Below are 15,371 nucleotides of genomic sequence, written 5' to 3'. Positions count from 1 at the left end.
CGGCCTGCCGCGCTTCGCCAACGGTCATCGGGGCTTCCAGGACAGGCCCCGATATGGCGGCGACTGTCTTCATGTGCTCCAGCAATCCCCGTGTGACTTCCCAACGCACGGCAACGGCAATGACCGAACCGATTCTCCTTGGCCTGCCGATTCGTTCGCCCGGGCATCCCATGCGCCGGAACATGCGCTCGAGGAAAACATCGGTGACGGTGACAATGTGGGTAATGCCCGAGGCGAGCCCCAATTCGCCGACGCCGCACATGAGCTCGGCTGCCGCGACGGTCACCTGGTTGGAAGACCGGTCCTGTGCAAGGTCCGGATCGATGCAGAAGCGGCTGGACTCCCAAACCGCGGCGCTGCGGATTTTCGGCGCGCCGTCCAGCAGTTCCGGGAACGTGTCCGCCAGCATATTCGGACCGAGCGTCGGCAGCAGCCTCAGGGCGCCGCGCATTCTGCCGCTTATCGGCGAAATGGATGTCACATAGAGCGGGTTTGCCTCGTCGAATGCATCGATTTCCTGATCGCCCGTTACCTGCACATCCCATTTGAGTGCGTCATGAAACACACGTTTGCGCAGGCGAAAAATGTCGGCCGTCTGTTCGGGGCTCGATTTCCGGTCCATTTCGTTAAAGATTCGGATCATGATACTTCTCCAGTCAATTGAAGACTCAAGAAGTATGTGGCTTGACCGTACAGGTCCGGTACTGTCGGTTGTGACAGTATTCAGCATCATCCGATTGTGAGTGCCGCGCGCGCCGGGGCTTCGTATGGGTATGCCGAAAACCGTTTAATGCGGAATGATCCCTTGCGACACCGCAAGCGCCACCGCTTGCGAATTGGTCACGGCTCCGAGTTTGTGCCTCGCATTGGTCATGAAGAAGCGGACGGTTCTGTCGGAGATGCCCAATATCATGGATATCTCCCAGTAGGATTTCCCGGCCGCCGTCCAGGTGAGAACTTCCGATTCGCGTGCCGTCAGATCGGCGGTGATGGCGTCCTGGCTGCCTTGCCGTCGGGCCGAATGCAGATAGGTTGCGAGCACTTGAAGCTCGCCAATCACCTCCTTGCGGTAACGCGGCCATTCCTCCGGCCGTATTTCCACATAAATCGAAAACAACGCCGCCTCGTTACCACGGCTCAGCAACGGGATGCTCATGCCCGTGTCGCCGATGCCATAATCCGCCGCAACGGCAAATGTCTTCCGCGCTGCCGGTTCGTTTCTGTGACGCTCCTGCCAGTCGACCGGCTTGATACCGATCAGGGCGGCCTGCATTACCGGATCAACGGCGTAGAGCTTTCTTTTGTAGACGTTGACGAATTCCTCCGGGAAGGAATGAACGACATCGAGCACATTTTGCTTCCCGCCCGATGAAGACATGTTGACATAGCACTGGTGGCGTATGCCGTAGTGTGTCTGCATCCTGGCGAGTATGGCGTCTGTATCCCTGAAATCGTCTTTTTCCAGTATGTCGAGAAGATCAAAAAAAGCCTGTCGGACGTGCATATCGAACAACCCCTGAAATTGCGGGCAATGCCATTGTCGATATGAGGCGGGGTCAAGTCCAGCCATTTCGGGTTCGGGCGGCGCTATGGAACCGAGCGTGCCGGTATCGCATAACCCAAGCTTCCGGTGAAACGGATGCAAAAGCCCTGCCGGCTCCTACTCCGGCACTGAAGCCTCGACCACCGCAAGCGTTGCCATATTCACCACGCCGCGAGAGGTAACCGACGGCGAAAGAATATGTGCCGGCTTCGCGCCACCCAGCAGGATCGGGCCCACATGAAGCGCATCGGTCATCGTCTTGACCACGCCGAGCGTGATGTTCGCCGCGTCAAGGGTCGGAAACACCAGGAGGTTGGCCTCACCGGTCAGCGCCGAATTCGGCATCACCCTTTGTCTCAAAGCCTCCGAAATGGCCGAATCGCCGTGCATCTCGCCATCGGCCTCGAGATCCGGATCCATCTCCCGAATGAGCTGGATGGCCCGGCGCATCTTGCTGGCGCTGCCGGACTCGCGCGAGCCGAAATTGGAATGCGAGACAAGGGCCGCGCGCGGCTTGATGCCGAAGCGGCGGATCTCGCGTGCTGCCATGAGTGTCGTTTCTGCCAGTTCCTCCGCCGATGGATCCAGCGAGACATAGGTATCGGTGAAGAACGTCGCACCGCGCTGCGAGATCAGAAGGCTCAGCGCGGAGAAATCCTGAACGCCTTCGCGCCGGCCGATGACCTGGTCGACGTCCCGCAGATGTTTGGCGTATCGGCCTTCCACACCGCAAATCATCGCATCGGCATCGCCGCGCCTGACCGCCAGTGCGCCGATGACCGTCGCATTGGTCCGCACGATCGTGCGCGCGGCCTCCGGATTGATGCCCTGGCGGCCGACAAGGGAGAAATAGAGGTCGACATAGTCGCGGTAGCGCGGATCGTCCTGGGGGTTGGTGATCTGGAAGTCCTTGCCAGGACGAATCTTGAGGCCAAAACGCTGGAGCCGGGTTTCGATGATTTCCGGCCGGCCGATCAGGATCGGCTGCGCGATGTCCTCTTCCGTCAGAACCTGTGTTGCCCGCAGCACGCGCTCATCCTCGCCCTCGGCAAAGATGACCCGCTTCTTCTGGGCGGTCTTGGCCGCCGCAAAGAGCGGTTTCATGATGAGACCGGACTTGAAGACGAAGCGGTTCAGAACGTCCAGATAGGCGTCCATATCCTCGATCGGCCGTGTCGCCACGCCGCTTTCGGCGGCGGCCTTGGCGACAGCCGGCGCTATGCGCAGGATCAGGCGCGGATCGAAAGGCGAGGGGATGAGGTAGTCCGGTCCGAAGACCGGCGTTTCGCCGGAATAGGCCTTTGCCGCCACGTCGGAAACTTCTTCACGGGCGAGATCGGCGATGGCCCGCACGGCGGCCATCTTCATCTCCTCGTTGATCGTGCGTGCCCCGCAATCGAGCGCACCGCGGAAGATGAAAGGAAAACACAGGACGTTGTTGACCTGGTTGGCGAAATCGGACCGGCCCGTGCAGATCATTGCATCGGGCCGTGCTTTGCGCGCGTCCTCGGGCATGATCTCCGGGACCGGATTTGCCAGCGCCATGATCAGCGGCTTGTCGGCCATCTGGACGAGCATTTCGGGTTTCAGGACATTGGCGGCGGACAGGCCGAGGAAGACATCGGCGTCGACGATACTCTCGTCGAGCCGGCGTTTATCGGAAGGCTGGGCATAGTTGTCCTTCCAGGGATCCATCAGCACGGTGCGGCCCCGGTAAACCAGCCCTTCGATGTCGTGTACCCAGATGTTCTCGTGCCTGGCGCCGAGTTCGACAAGAAGGTTGAGGCAGGCGAGGGCGGCAGCGCCCGCGCCGCTGGTGACGATCTTGGCGTCCGGGAGTTTCTTGCCGGCCAGTTCCAGCCCGTTGATGATCGCCGCGGCGACGATGATGGCCGTGCCGTGCTGATCGTCGTGGAAGACCGGAATGTTCATCTTTTCGCGAAGCCTTGCCTCGACCTCGAAACATTCCGGCGCCTTGATGTCTTCGAGGTTGATGCCGCCGAATGTCGGCTCGAGCGCGGATATGACGGACACCATGTGGTCGACTTCGTTCGAATCGATCTCGATGTCGAAAACGTCTATGCCGGCGAACTTCTTGAAGAGAACCGCCTTGCCTTCCATTACCGGCTTCGATGCGAGCGGGCCGATGGCGCCCAGCCCAAGCACAGCAGTGCCGTTGGAAATGACCGCTACGAGATTGCCCCTTGCTGTGTAGTCGGCCGCCGTGTGCGGCTCGTTCTTGATGGCAAGGCACGGCGCGGCCACGCCGGGTGAATAGGCAAGCGCCAGGTCACGCTGGTTGCCCAGCGGCTTGGTCGCCTGGATTTCCAGTTTGCCGGGGCGGGGATGCTGGTGGAAGAACAGCGCACTTTCGTCCAAATCGCTGTGATCCGCGTTGCCGGAACTGCCGTTCTTCGTATTCATCTGGACCGTTCCTCCGCTGCCGTCGAGTCAAATTGTTTCGGTCATTCTATTTAACCGAATTCGCGGCCGGATAAAGGGCACCTTTAGGCTGCAGTTTCATGCAGATGTTTCAAACGGGCCCGGTCCGGCGGCGGCTGTCATCAGATTGTGACACGACTCTGGTTATCCATCGGCAAGTGAACTGCAGCGGCGGTGACGGCGATGACAGAAACGGTGACCCGATACAGAACCCTGTTCATCTCGGATATTCATCTGGGATCAAAGGCCGCCAAGGCGGACTATCTGATCGACTTCCTGCGATACCACGAGGCGGAGCAGATCATTCTCGTCGGCGATATTATCGACGGATGGCGGCTCAGGCGCAGCTGGAACTGGCCGCAGGACTGCAACGATGTCGTGCAGAAACTGCTGCGCCAGGCGCGCAAGGGCACCCGGATCATCTATATTCCCGGAAACCACGACGAGTTCCTGCGTGATTTTCCTGGCACGCATTTCGGCGGCATCGAGGTGGCGCTGGAAACCATACACGAGGGCGCAGACGGAAAACGCTACCTGGTGCTTCACGGCGATGAATTCGATGTCATCGTCCGCCATGCGCGCATCCTCGCCCATCTGGGCGACTGGGCCTATGATCTTGCGATATTCGTCAACCGCGCGCTCAACAGTGTGCGCCGCCGCGTCGGCCTGCCATACTGGTCTTTCTCGGCCTGGGCGAAGCTGCAGGTCAAGCAGGCGGTCAACTTCATCGGAGAATTTCAGCGGGTCGTCGTCGAGGAAGCGCGCAAGCGGGATGTCGAAGGCGTGATTTGCGGCCATATCCATCATGCCACCATCGAGGATTTCGACGGTGTCAGCTACATCAATACCGGCGACTGGGTGGAAAGCTGTACCGCGGTCGGTGAGGATTTCGACGGGAAGATGCATCTTCTGCGATGGGATCACCACATTCGCCTCGCGCCCAAAAGGAGCGGGCAGGAGAAAGCGGTTGCCGATCGTGCGGCAAAGCGACTGCCGGCCAGGGCCGCCTGAGGCGGCAGCGGTCAATCCGTCAGGGCAGGTTCCGTCCGGGCCGGAAGGCCGGAGGCAATCTCGTCCAGGGTTCGCCTGGCTTCCGGCATGTCGAACATCATCCAGACGTGAAACATCTCGGGTTCGACATTGAGTTCAACGCTGGCGCCGCAGGCGTTGGCGATTTCCGCAAAGGAGACGCAGTCCGGGTACAGGATATCGTGGGTGCCGATGAATATGCGGGTCGGCGGCAGGGCCGACAGATCACCGTATATCGGGCTGACATGATGGTCCTTGAGATCGTCCTCACCGCAATAGAGACGCGCCGCCTCACGCATGGCCTCAACCGCAAGCCATGGATCGTCCTCTGCGATTTCCGCGATCTGGCGGTTCGAAAGACTTGCGTCGAACCAGGGGCTCAACAGCAGGAGTTGATCGGGCGGGCGCACATCGTTCTCGGCAAAATCCAGCGCCAATGCCGTCGCCAGACCGCCGCCCGAGGAATCCCCCATCAGCAGCAGCGTGCCGTCCGAGACCCGTTCCGCGATTTTTGCGTAGAGCGGCCCCAGGAAATCGTGAACGTCGCGCCAGCCATGTTCGGGAGCGAGAGGATAGACCGGTATATGAATGCGCGCGTTCTTCCGGCGGGCCAAGCTTGCAAGAAAGCTCCAGTGCATGGGGCCCAGTTCGAATACGAACGCGCCGCCGTGAAGATAAAGTATGTCGGTGTCCGGCTGCGTGCCCAGCGGGGCCATCTCATAGACCGGAAAGCCATGCCATTGGGTTTCGACAATCTTGTAGTTTTCCCGCACATGGCGCGGGGGATCAATGTTCCGGCGCCGCCTTGCTATGGCAATCTGGCGGTGCAGAGCTTCCGGGCTGCTGAAATGCTTTCGCATTGTCAGCCGAAGCATCAGCAACTGAACTTTACACTTGATACTGGTCATACTGTTTACGCTTGCAACGATCGCTTACGAAATACCGTTACAAAAACACTTGTCAAGTCAATAGGATAAAACGATTTCCGCCATTGTGCGTTCCGCCGATCGGGGAATCTGATAGGTTGGTCGCGCTTCTGTTGTATTTCGCGGCGAGGCGAAGAGGGCGCATGCTCATCGTAAATGAGAACAATCGAAAATGGTGGCTGCTGACAGCCATGTCGGGCGGCCTCGGCCTGGTACTGTTTGACGAGACCGTCGTGGGCGTCGCGCTGCCCGTCATCCGGTCGGAACTCGGCATGTCGGAGATCGCGTCCCACTGGGTGGTGAACGCCTATCTGCTGGTTTTCGCAGGGCTGGTCGCGATCGGCGGCCGGATGGGGGACCTGTTTTCACTCAAGCCGCTCTTTCTGGCCGGTACGGCATTGTTCGGCCTGTCTTCGGTTGCCGCAGGATTTGCGCCGAATACGGAGACGCTGATCATTGCGCGCGGTATACAGGGGATCGGTGCGGCAATCGTCTTTCCACTGTCGCTGTCGATCATCACCCTGATCTTCCCGCCGGAGCAGCGCGGCCTCGCGCTTGGCCTCAATGGCACCATCGGCACCGTCTTCCTGGCGCTGGGGCCCTTCGTGGGCGGGCTGTTCGCCGATTTCCTCTCGTGGCGCTGGATCTTCTGGATCAACCCTTTTCTGACGGCTGCAATGATCTTTATCGTTGTCCGGGCTTGGGGCGATGTCGAGGAGCGGAAAGACGAGCGTCCGCTGGATATACCCGGCGTCGTACTGCTTTGTGCAGGTCTCGGGCTTGTCGTGTTCGCCCTGATGCAAGCGCCCGATTTTGGCTGGAGCAATCCTGTCACGATCATTCCGCTGGCTGTCGGTATCGTGGCATCGGCTCTTTTCGTCGTCCATGAATTGCGCAACAGGGCGCCCCTCATCGATCTGGAACTGTTCGCCAGCTCGACCTTTGCCGCGAGCAACGCGATCATATTCCTCGCGCAGTTCATGAAAGTGTGCACCTTCGTTTTCGGCGCGCTTTATTTCCAGGCGAAACTCGGAATGAGTCCGTTTGTGGCCGGGCTTGCCATATTGCCGCTCGTGGTGCTGCAGCCGTTCCTGGCCGCGCCCACGGGTATGATCGTCGACCGTTATGGAACGCGTCTGCCGTCCGTTATCGGCGTCGCGATCGCCCTTGTTTCCGTCCTGTGGTTCACCCTGGCCATTCCCGGGCAACTTTACTGGTCGATCCTGCCGGCCTTTTTGTTGTGGAGCGTTGCCATGCCGTTCCTGTTCATCGGGCCACAAAAGGCGGTCATGGGTTCGGTCCGGCCGGAAAACCGCGGCCAGGCCGGCGGCATCGTCATGACGGGCCAGATGCTTGGCGGAACCATCGGGATGGCAGTTGCCAGCGCCATATTTTCGACAACGCAAAACTATCAGGCCATTTTCCGGGCCGTCACTGCGTTGACGCTCGTCACACTCGTTTACGTGTGGTTGGCACTTGGTGCGGACGAGGCGGGTTCCGGCATCGAAGCGCGTCCGGAATAGGCCGTCGAAAGGATATGGCGGTGATAAACGACGAAAACCGTAAATGGTGGCTTCTGACGGCGATGGCCGGCGGGCTTGGACTGGTGCTGTTCGACGAGACCGTGGTTGGAGTCGCGCTGCCCGTCATCCAGAAAGAGCTTGGCATATCGGTTCTTGCGTCCCACTGGATCGTCAATGCCTATCTGCTCGTGTTTGCCTGTCTGGTCGCAGTCGCCGGCCGGCTGGGGGACATGTTGCCGCTCAAAACCCTTTATCTGGCGGGGACCGCGCTTTTCGGGATTTCGTCCATCGTAGCGGGTTTCGCTCCCGATGCGGGGACGCTGATTGCAGCCAGGGCTGTCCAGGGTGTCGCGGCGGCGCTCGTTTTTCCGCTGTCTCTGGCGATCGTGACACTGATGTTTCCGGAACGTGAACACGGCAAAGCTTTTGGCATATACGGGATGGTGGGAACGGTGTTCCTGGCGCTTGGGCCGCTGGTGGGCGGCGTTCTGTCGGATTACGTTTCCTGGCGCTGGATCTTCTGGATCAATCCGTTTCTGACCGCGGCGATGATTTTTCTCGTCAGCAAGACCTGGTCGGGAATCGAGGAGAAGAAAGACACGCGGCCGCTGGACATACCGGGCCTGTTGCTGCTGTGCATCGGCGCCGGCTGCCTGGTCTTCGCGCTGATGCAGGGACCGGATTACGGATGGTTGCATCTGTATATTCTGTTGCCGGCGCTGATCGGCGGCGTTGCGTCGGTCGCGTTCATTGTCCGTGAGTTGCGGAGCAGGGCGCCGCTTATCGAAATAGCGCTTTTCCGCGATCCGACATTCGGCGCGGCGAACGCCATCATCTTCACGGCGCAGTTCATCAAGATGGCGCTATTCATATTTGCGGTTCTGTATTTTCAGCGTGTTCTTGGAATGAATCCGGCCCTGGCCGGTGCGGCCATTGTGCCTGCCGTCATCGCACAGCCTTTTCTGGCCGCGCCCGCCGGCAGGCTGGCGGACGCATATGGGTGCCGCAAGACGTCGCTGGTCGGTATCGGCGGATCGCTCGCGGCCATGCTGGTGGTGACCCTTGTGCTCCCTTTGGACAATTACTGGGCAATCTTTCCGGCCTTTTTATTCTGGAGCATGGTCGCTCCGATGCTCTACACCCCGCCGAGAAAAGCTGTCATGCGAGCGGCTGCGGGTACGCAGAAAGGGCAAGCCGGCGGCATTGCCATGTCGGCGCAAATGCTTGGCGGGACCGTCGGAATGGCGGTCTGCAGCGCGGTCTTTTCAACAACGCAATCCTATCAGGGGGTCTTTGCGGCGGTCACCGCGCTGGCGGCCGCCGTCTTCCTATATGCCTGGTTCGGTCTGAAGGACGATACCGGAATTGCCGATCCCGGCTAGCAGTGTCCATTGGTGGAAGTTCTGTCAGGAGGCCTTGCGCACCGCAACCACGGCATTGGTTCCGCCGAAGGCGAACGAGTTGCTGACAGCCACATCGACATTGCGCTTCTTCGCCACGTTGGGCGTGACGTCCAGATCGCATTCGGGATCGGGTTCATCATAATTGACCGTCGGCGGAATGATGCCTTCGTGTATTGCCTTGATGCAGGCAACCAGTTCAACGCCGCCGCTGCCGCCGAGCGCGTGTCCGTGCATGGATTTTGTCGAGGAAATGGCCATCTCGTCGGCATGGCTTCCGAAAACCTGGCGTAGGACCTTCGTTTCCGTCGCGTCGTTTGCCTTTGTCCCGGTCCCGTGGGCATTGACGTAGTCAACATCCTGAGGTGACAGCCTGGCCGAACGCAGGCATTGCTGCATCGCGCGCGATGGGCCGTCAACGGTCGGATTGACGAGGTCCCCGGCATCGGCGGTTATGCCTGTGCCGATCATTTCACACAGAATCTTTGCGCCCCGTGCCTTGGCGTGCTCCGCGTTCTCAAGAACAACGACACCGGCGCCGTCGGCCAGGGCCAATCCCTTGCGGTTGGCGGAAAACGGGCGGCAGGCCTCCGGCGCCAGAACACGCAGCGACTCCCAGGCCTTCAGGACGCCCCAGATCAGCGGCGCGTCAGTTCCACCGACTACGGCAACATCGGCTTCGCCGTTCTTCACGGCATGATATCCGGCGACGATGGCATGGTTGGCCGATGCGCAGGCCGACGTTACGCCATAGACCGGTCCCTTGATGCCGTGCCACATGCTGATCTGGCTGGCCGGCGCGCTCGACATGGAGCGCGGCACGGCCATGACATGGATACGCTTCGCGCCGTCGATGAAACAGCGCCGGTATCCGGATTCGACGATCTCCCAGCCGCAATTGCCGGCGCCGATGATGCATCCGGAACGATTGGCCAGATCGGTATCGCTGAAATCGAGACCGGACTGTTCGATGGCCTGCCGGGCGCTTTCCATCGCAAGAAGCGTGAAGCGGTCGAAGGCGGACATGTAGCGATCCGGCACACCCGCCGTTACCGGCTTGGGGATCTCGCCGCCGATGCCGATCTTGAGATCGTAGGTTTCAATCTGTTCGAAAGGTCTGATGCCGCAAACGCCGTTCTTCATCGCCGACCAGGTCTCGTCGACATCGTTTCCCAGCGCTGATGTGCACCCCATCCCGGTGATGGCAACTTTGGCTGCACTCATGCTTTGGCGGATCCGATGCCCATGGACTTGCCGAGTTCCAGCAGGTCACCCACGGTCTTGATGTTCTCGGCGGCCGAGACGGTGTCGATGTCGATGGCGATATCGTACTCTTCCTCGATCGTCATGATGATTTCAATCAGTTCGAGCGAGTTGACCCCCAGCGAGTCCAGCGTCGTCGAGGAGTCGATCTTGTCCGGATCATGGCCGAGTTGCTCGCCAATGATCTTCGCAATTGTGCGTTCTGGATCGAGTGCCATGGTCTTTTCGGTATCGCTATCGTTACATTGCTTCACAAAGGTTTATCGGCCGCGATTAAAGATTAATCGGCGATCACGAAGAAATGGGATAGCGGTTTCGCAACGGCAGGGCAAGCAGCTATTTGCTTTCCATTTTCTTCAGTAAGCGATCGAGCCTTCGAATATTCTGGAGATCGCGTACCGCCTGTTTTCGGGGAACGGCCGGCGTTCCGTGAAAGATGCCGCCCTGCGGTATCGGTGTGCCCACCGCCGCTGTCGCTCCGATGATTGCGTCATCACCGATCGTCAGATTGTCGCCGACGCCGGCCTGACCGCCCAGGGTGACACGATCACCGACGATCGTGCTGCCGGCGATACCCACCTGAGCACACAGGATGCAATCCTCCCCGATCTGAACATTGTGTCCGATCATCACAAGGTCGTCGATCTTCGTTCCGCGACCCACTGTTGTGGGCTTCAGCGTGCCCGAGTCAATCGCCGTCGATGCGCCGATCTCGACGTCATCGCCGACGATTACCGAACCGAGGCTCTCGTTCTTGAGCAATGTGGAGTCGCGGTCTTCCTTGTCCGATACGCTGCCCGTTTTTCTGGCGGCTTCCACATTGCCGGGATCGACCGGATGAAAGCTGAAGCCATCGGCGCCGAGCACGGCGTTGGGATGAATGACGGCGCGGGCGCCGATCTTGACGCCGATGCCGATGCGGACTCCGGAATTGATGAAACAGCCAGTGCCTATTTCCGCCTGTTTTGAGACCGTCGCCTGCGAAACGATGATCGTGTCTTCACCGATGACAGCGCCGTCGCCGATGACGCACAGCGGCCCGATGCGAACGCCTTTGCCCAAGGTGACATTGCTGCCAATGAAGCTGGATGGGTGCACACCTTCATCCACGCTGGGCCTGCGGCGCAGAAGGGCCGAAAGCACCGGCAGCGTCCTTCGGTCGGCGGGAACGCGGATAACCGTTGCGGCGGCGATTTCAATGCCGGTCACGCCGGCGGGAATCAGCGCCGCTGCTGCCTTTGTCGTCGCCAGGCCTGCCAAGAAATCCGGCATCAGGGCCACCGCCAGGTCGTTGCGGCCATCGGCCAGGTCCGGCTGCACGGCGCGCTCGATTTCGAGGTCGGGATCCCCGTCCACTTCACCACTCAACGTTTCGGCGATCTCATGCGCTTTCAATAGGCTCACTCCCAGATTTCCGGCAGACGTGTGTACGGCGCTCTTCCCGATGATTGGCGGGCCGGCAGAAGCTGCAGCGGTAGCAAAGAATTCAGGTCCGGGCGAGGGTGCTTGCTTCGGGCCGGCGCGACCATACATGCATTCATGTGGTGTTTCAAACCGGTTGCAGGCCTCCAAGGTCACGCCGGAAATGGCCTGTGACCTTTGGCGGTACCCGATTGGATAAGCGGTGACAGGTGGCGAAGAACTCGGTATTTGTCAACTATGCCGTTGCCACCACGCAGTGATTCTAGCAGTGCAGCCTCCGCCCCGGAGGAATCCGGGTCCGTTGACGAGCCGAATGAGCCGAAGGTCGAGGTAAGCACGTCGGAAGGCCAGGCGCATTTGGCCCTGTCCGGTGACTGGCAGCTTTACTGCGTTGCCGAGATCGACTCCACGATGCGCGGCCTTGAGCAATCCCTTTCAGCCCAACTCGTAACCGTGGACTTCGCCAATGTCGGCAAGGTCGACACGTCGGGCGCGCTGATCGTGGAGCGGCTGCGTGATCACCTGGAACTGCGTGGTCTGAAGGTCGCCTATCAGTCGGTCGGCGAGGAACTGAACATTCTTCTCGATGCCGTCGGAAACGCGCTGAGGACGAAATACGAGGAGGAGGGGAGCGATGCGGGGCCGAGGATTATCGACCGGATACTGGCGCCGGTCGGCCGCCTGACGGTCTCCTTCTGGGAAGATTTCATCGCCGCGATGTACATCCTGGGTTCGGCCGTGCGGGGCACGCAGCTCAAACTCGACCGCTCCGCAGGTGTGTCGCCGGCGGCAATCATCAGCCAGATGGATCATACGGGCGTGCGGGCCGTGCCCATCATCGCGCTCATGTCCTTCCTGATCGGCGGTATCATTGCGCAGCAGGGGGCCTTCCAGTTGCGTTATTTCGGCGCCGAAATCTTCGTTGTCGACCTTGTCGGCATCCTGCAGCTTCGCGAGATCGGCGTGCTTTTGACGGCGATCATGATCGCCGGCCGGTCCGGTTCGGCCATTACCGCTGAAATCGGCTCCATGAAGATGCGCGAGGAGGTCGACGCGCTCAAGGTGATGGGGCTCAATCCGGTCGGTGTGCTGGTCTTTCCTCGACTGGTGGCGCTGACCGTCATGCTGCCGGCGCTGACGATTGTCGCAAATTTTGCCGCTCTGATCGGCGCCGGGCTGACGACATGGGTTTATTCGGGAATCACACCCGATACATTCCTGACGCGGCTGCGCGAGGCGATCGACATGACCACCATCATATCCGGCATGATCAAGGCGCCGTTCATGGCGCTGATCATCGGCATTGTTTCTTCCGTTGAGGGACTGAAGGTCGGCGGCAGCGCGGAATCCCTCGGCCGCCACGTCACGTCGGCTGTGGTCAAATCGATATTTGTGGTTATTCTCGTCGACGGCCTTTTTGCCATCTTCTACGGTGCGATCGATTTCTAGGAATGATGGCTGACGTTTCCCACAATCACCACGAACTGAGCGGCGCTGCCGGCAAAGGCACGAACGGACGTGAGTGTATTCTGGAGGCGCGTGACATCAGTGTCGCCTTCGGTTCCCACCAGGTTCTGGACAAACTCGATCTCGACATATGGCGCGGTGAGATCCTCGGCTTTGTCGGGGCATCGGGCGCGGGAAAGTCGGTTCTGCTGCGCACGATCCTCCAGCTCTCGTCACGCCAGGGGGGAACCATCAAGATCCTCGGCGTGGATTATGACACGGCGACGCCGCAGCAGCGGATCGCGCTGGATATGCGTCTCGGCGTGCTCTTTCAGCACGGCGCGCTCTTTTCGGCTCTGACGGTGCTTGAGAACATCCAGGTGCCGATGCGGGAATATCTTGACCTGCCGAAGACGCTGATGGACGAACTGGCGCTGCTGAAGATCGAGTTGGTGGGGCTGCGCCCCGAGACCGCGGATCTTTACCCGTCCGAACTTTCCGGCGGCATGATCAAGCGTGCCGCACTGGCACGGGCGCTTGCGCTGGATCCCGATCTGGTCTTTCTCGACGAGCCCACGTCTGGGCTTGATCCGATCAGTGCGGCCGAGTTCGACGAATTGATCAGCAAATTGCGGGACACACTGGGGCTGACGGTCTATATGGTGACGCATGACCTGGACAGCCTGTTTTCCGTCTGCGACCGCATTGCGGTGCTCGGCAACCGGAAAATAGCCGTTGAAGGGACGATTGAGGACATGCTCGCCAGCAACGAGCCATGGGTTAAGTCTTATTTCCGGGGTAAAAGAGCCCGCTCGCTTGTGCGCGAGAAGTGAATTGGGCCATAGTCGGTCACCGGAATGTTCAAGAATCACCGACGGATGATGAAAGACCCCTGACCGGGTAGGCCATAATGGAAACCAAAGCCAATTACACGCTTGTCGGCCTGTTCACGCTCCTCGTGATGGCTGCGGCTTTCGGTTTTGTCTACTGGATGGCGACATTCGGCAAGTCCGGACAGATGGCGCAACTCGAAATTCGCATTCCGGGTTCGGCCAGCGGACTGAGTGTCGGCGCTCCGGTCCTTTTCAACGGCATCCGTGTCGGCTCCGTACAATCGCTCACAATCGACGGCGTGGATCCGAATTTCGTGCTCGCAATGACCGAGGTCAGAGCCTCGGCGCCGGTCTATGCGACGACAAAGGCGAAGCTCGGCATTCAGGGGCTGACCGGCCAGTCGCATATCGAGTTGAGCGGCGGCGATACGGGCGGCGTCAATATACTGGAAGAGGCCGTCGAGAAGGGCAGTTATGCGATTCTCACGGCGGACGAATCCAGCGTCACCAACATACTGGCGACCGCCGAGGACATTCTCGGACGCGTCAACAAGGCGGTTAAAGGCATTGAGGAGTTCGTCGATACGGCCAAGGGGCCGCTGACCAAGACCGTCGACAATGTGGAGACATTCTCCGACGCGCTGGCCGCCAATTCCGACGGAATCAACGATTTCCTGAAAAACGTGTCCTCGCTCTCGACGACACTTGAGAGTGTTTCGGGCAAACTCGAATCGGTGGTCACGCGGGCCGATGCGATACTGGCGGCGGTGGAGCCTGAGAAGGTGACCGAAATCGTCGATAATGTCGCCGAAGTCAGCGCCAATGTCGCCGACGCATCGACCGACATCAAACCGATCATGGAGGATGTGAAGCAGGCAGCGGCGAGCTTGGCCAAGCTCGGTGAAGATGCCCAGCAGACGCTGGAAGGCATCGATACACTGATCGCGGCCGTGGACGCGCAGAAGGTCAGCGAAACCGTCGACAATGTCGCGGCGGCGAGCGCGCAGGCGCGTCAGGGTATCGCCAGCCTCACCACGGTTGCCAATACGATCGAGAACCGCAACGACGACATCAATCAGATCATCACCAATGTCGAGCAGCTCTCGGCCAGCCTGAATGAAGCGGCACAGAAGGTTCAGACGACACTCGACAAGCTGGACGGGTTCCTGGGGCAGGGTGATGGATCCGGCCTCGTGGCCGAGGCGAAGAAGACGCTTCAGACTTTCCAGGAAGTGGGCGAGAAGATCAATGCTGCCATCGGCCCGATCGCTTCGAATCTGCAGCAATTTACCGGTACCGGGTTGCGCGACTTCGAGGCTCTGGTGAACGAGGCTCGCCGGTCGATCACCCGGATCGAACGGACTTTCACAAAGATCGGGGATGATCCGCAGAGTATCCTTTTCGGCACATCCGGTGACGTAAAGACCTATAACGGGCGGCGGCGACGTTGACATTACGTGCCGGGGCGCTGATAGCTAGAAGGTACTGTGGGGACAGTTTGCTGAGGGGATCTTGAGGTACGGGACCGGTAAATCCTTCGCACT

Annotated in this window: 13 protein-coding genes; 6 read left to right on the top strand and 7 right to left on the bottom strand. The window is 59.9% G+C overall.

Features of this window, described 5'->3' with window-relative positions:
• The 3 genes from OOZ53_RS23135 to OOZ53_RS23125 all read right to left on the bottom strand — a co-directional run.
• On the bottom strand, positions 1-643 hold a 643-nt coding region (locus OOZ53_RS23135), incomplete at its 3' end, for an acyl-homoserine-lactone synthase (RefSeq protein WP_271092128.1).
• A 144-nt stretch (positions 644-787) separates the two neighbouring features.
• Positions 788-1,504 carry a helix-turn-helix transcriptional regulator gene (locus OOZ53_RS23130; protein WP_271092127.1) on the bottom strand — a complete coding sequence of 239 codons (717 nt, stop codon included), beginning with the start codon at positions 1,502-1,504 and terminating at the stop codon, positions 788-790.
• Positions 1,505-1,660: 156 nt separating this feature from the next.
• The gene (locus tag OOZ53_RS23125) at positions 1,661-3,967 is read right to left on the bottom strand and encodes an NADP-dependent malic enzyme (protein WP_271092126.1); all 2,307 of its coding nucleotides are present in this window, start codon (positions 3,965-3,967) and stop codon (positions 1,661-1,663) included.
• 201 nt (positions 3,968-4,168) lie between these two features.
• On the opposite strand from OOZ53_RS23125, the gene OOZ53_RS23120 reads away from it, so the two are divergent.
• Positions 4,169-4,996, top strand: coding sequence for a UDP-2,3-diacylglucosamine diphosphatase (locus OOZ53_RS23120; protein WP_271092125.1), 828 nt, complete (start codon positions 4,169-4,171; stop codon positions 4,994-4,996).
• An 11-nt stretch (positions 4,997-5,007) separates the two neighbouring features.
• Here the strand turns inward: OOZ53_RS23120 and OOZ53_RS23115 are convergent, their stop codons facing one another.
• Positions 5,008-5,889, bottom strand: coding sequence for an alpha/beta hydrolase fold domain-containing protein (locus tag OOZ53_RS23115; RefSeq protein WP_271092124.1), 882 nt, complete (start codon positions 5,887-5,889; stop codon positions 5,008-5,010).
• 194 nt (positions 5,890-6,083) lie between these two features.
• Here OOZ53_RS23115 and OOZ53_RS23110 point away from each other — a divergent pair, with 194 nt between their 5' ends.
• Together OOZ53_RS23110 and OOZ53_RS23105 are read left to right on the top strand one after the other, a co-directional pair.
• On the top strand, positions 6,084-7,463 hold the full coding sequence (locus OOZ53_RS23110; protein ID WP_271092123.1) for a DHA2 family efflux MFS transporter permease subunit: 1,380 nt from the start codon (positions 6,084-6,086) through the stop codon (positions 7,461-7,463).
• A gap of 20 nt (positions 7,464-7,483) precedes the next feature.
• Positions 7,484-8,845 (top strand): MFS transporter, encoded by a 1,362-nt coding sequence (locus OOZ53_RS23105; RefSeq protein ID WP_271092122.1) that lies wholly within the window; start codon positions 7,484-7,486, stop codon positions 8,843-8,845.
• Between the two features lie 24 nt (positions 8,846-8,869).
• Here OOZ53_RS23105 and OOZ53_RS23100 read toward each other — a convergent pair whose 3' ends face one another.
• From OOZ53_RS23100 to OOZ53_RS23090, 3 genes are all read right to left on the bottom strand, one after another.
• Positions 8,870-10,087, bottom strand: coding sequence for a beta-ketoacyl-[acyl-carrier-protein] synthase family protein (locus OOZ53_RS23100; protein ID WP_271092121.1), 1,218 nt, complete (start codon positions 10,085-10,087; stop codon positions 8,870-8,872).
• Positions 10,084-10,344, bottom strand: a complete 261-nt coding sequence (locus OOZ53_RS23095) for an acyl carrier protein (protein ID WP_136656879.1) — start codon at positions 10,342-10,344, stop codon at positions 10,084-10,086. The genes OOZ53_RS23100 and OOZ53_RS23095 overlap by 4 nt, the downstream gene beginning before the upstream one ends.
• Positions 10,345-10,462: 118 nt before the next feature.
• On the bottom strand, positions 10,463-11,530 hold the full coding sequence (locus tag OOZ53_RS23090; RefSeq protein ID WP_271092120.1) for a UDP-3-O-(3-hydroxymyristoyl)glucosamine N-acyltransferase: 1,068 nt from the start codon (positions 11,528-11,530) through the stop codon (positions 10,463-10,465).
• A 375-nt stretch (positions 11,531-11,905) separates the two neighbouring features.
• Between OOZ53_RS23090 and OOZ53_RS23085 the strand changes: the two genes are divergently transcribed.
• From OOZ53_RS23085 to OOZ53_RS23075, 3 genes are all read left to right on the top strand, one after another.
• The gene (locus tag OOZ53_RS23085; protein WP_333780608.1) at positions 11,906-12,997 is read left to right on the top strand and encodes an ABC transporter permease; all 1,092 of its coding nucleotides are present in this window, start codon (positions 11,906-11,908) and stop codon (positions 12,995-12,997) included.
• Between the two features lie 5 nt (positions 12,998-13,002).
• The gene (locus OOZ53_RS23080) at positions 13,003-13,827 is read left to right on the top strand and encodes an ABC transporter ATP-binding protein (RefSeq protein ID WP_271092119.1); all 825 of its coding nucleotides are present in this window, start codon (positions 13,003-13,005) and stop codon (positions 13,825-13,827) included.
• A gap of 77 nt (positions 13,828-13,904) precedes the next feature.
• Positions 13,905-15,278, top strand: coding sequence for an MlaD family protein (locus OOZ53_RS23075; RefSeq protein WP_271092118.1), 1,374 nt, complete (start codon positions 13,905-13,907; stop codon positions 15,276-15,278).
• The last annotated feature ends 93 nt before the right edge of the window (positions 15,279-15,371 follow it).

Source organism: Allohoeflea poritis, from assembly GCF_027889715.1.
Lineage (GTDB): Bacteria > Pseudomonadota > Alphaproteobacteria > Rhizobiales > Rhizobiaceae > Hoeflea_A > Hoeflea_A poritis.
This window is presented reverse-complemented; position numbering and strand designations above follow the sequence as displayed.

What these genes read in the sequence shown, in the direction of transcription:
- OOZ53_RS23130 (WP_271092127.1), bottom strand. Translation starts at nt 1,504, where the DNA reads ATGCACGTCCGACAGGCTTTTTTTGATCTTCTCGACATACTGGAAAAA.
- OOZ53_RS23125 (WP_271092126.1), bottom strand. Translation starts at nt 3,967, where the DNA reads ATGAATACGAAGAACGGCAGTTCCGGCAACGCGGATCACAGCGATTTG.
- OOZ53_RS23120 (WP_271092125.1), top strand. Translation starts at nt 4,169, where the DNA reads ATGACAGAAACGGTGACCCGATACAGAACCCTGTTCATCTCGGATATT.
- OOZ53_RS23115 (WP_271092124.1), bottom strand. Translation starts at nt 5,889, where the DNA reads ATGCTTCGGCTGACAATGCGAAAGCATTTCAGCAGCCCGGAAGCTCTG.
- OOZ53_RS23110 (WP_271092123.1), top strand. Translation starts at nt 6,084, where the DNA reads ATGCTCATCGTAAATGAGAACAATCGAAAATGGTGGCTGCTGACAGCC.
- OOZ53_RS23100 (WP_271092121.1), bottom strand. Translation starts at nt 10,087, where the DNA reads ATGAGTGCAGCCAAAGTTGCCATCACCGGGATGGGGTGCACATCAGCG.
- OOZ53_RS23095 (WP_136656879.1), bottom strand. Translation starts at nt 10,344, where the DNA reads ATGGCACTCGATCCAGAACGCACAATTGCGAAGATCATTGGCGAGCAA.
- OOZ53_RS23080 (WP_271092119.1), top strand. Translation starts at nt 13,003, where the DNA reads ATGGCTGACGTTTCCCACAATCACCACGAACTGAGCGGCGCTGCCGGC.
- OOZ53_RS23075 (WP_271092118.1), top strand. Translation starts at nt 13,905, where the DNA reads ATGGAAACCAAAGCCAATTACACGCTTGTCGGCCTGTTCACGCTCCTC.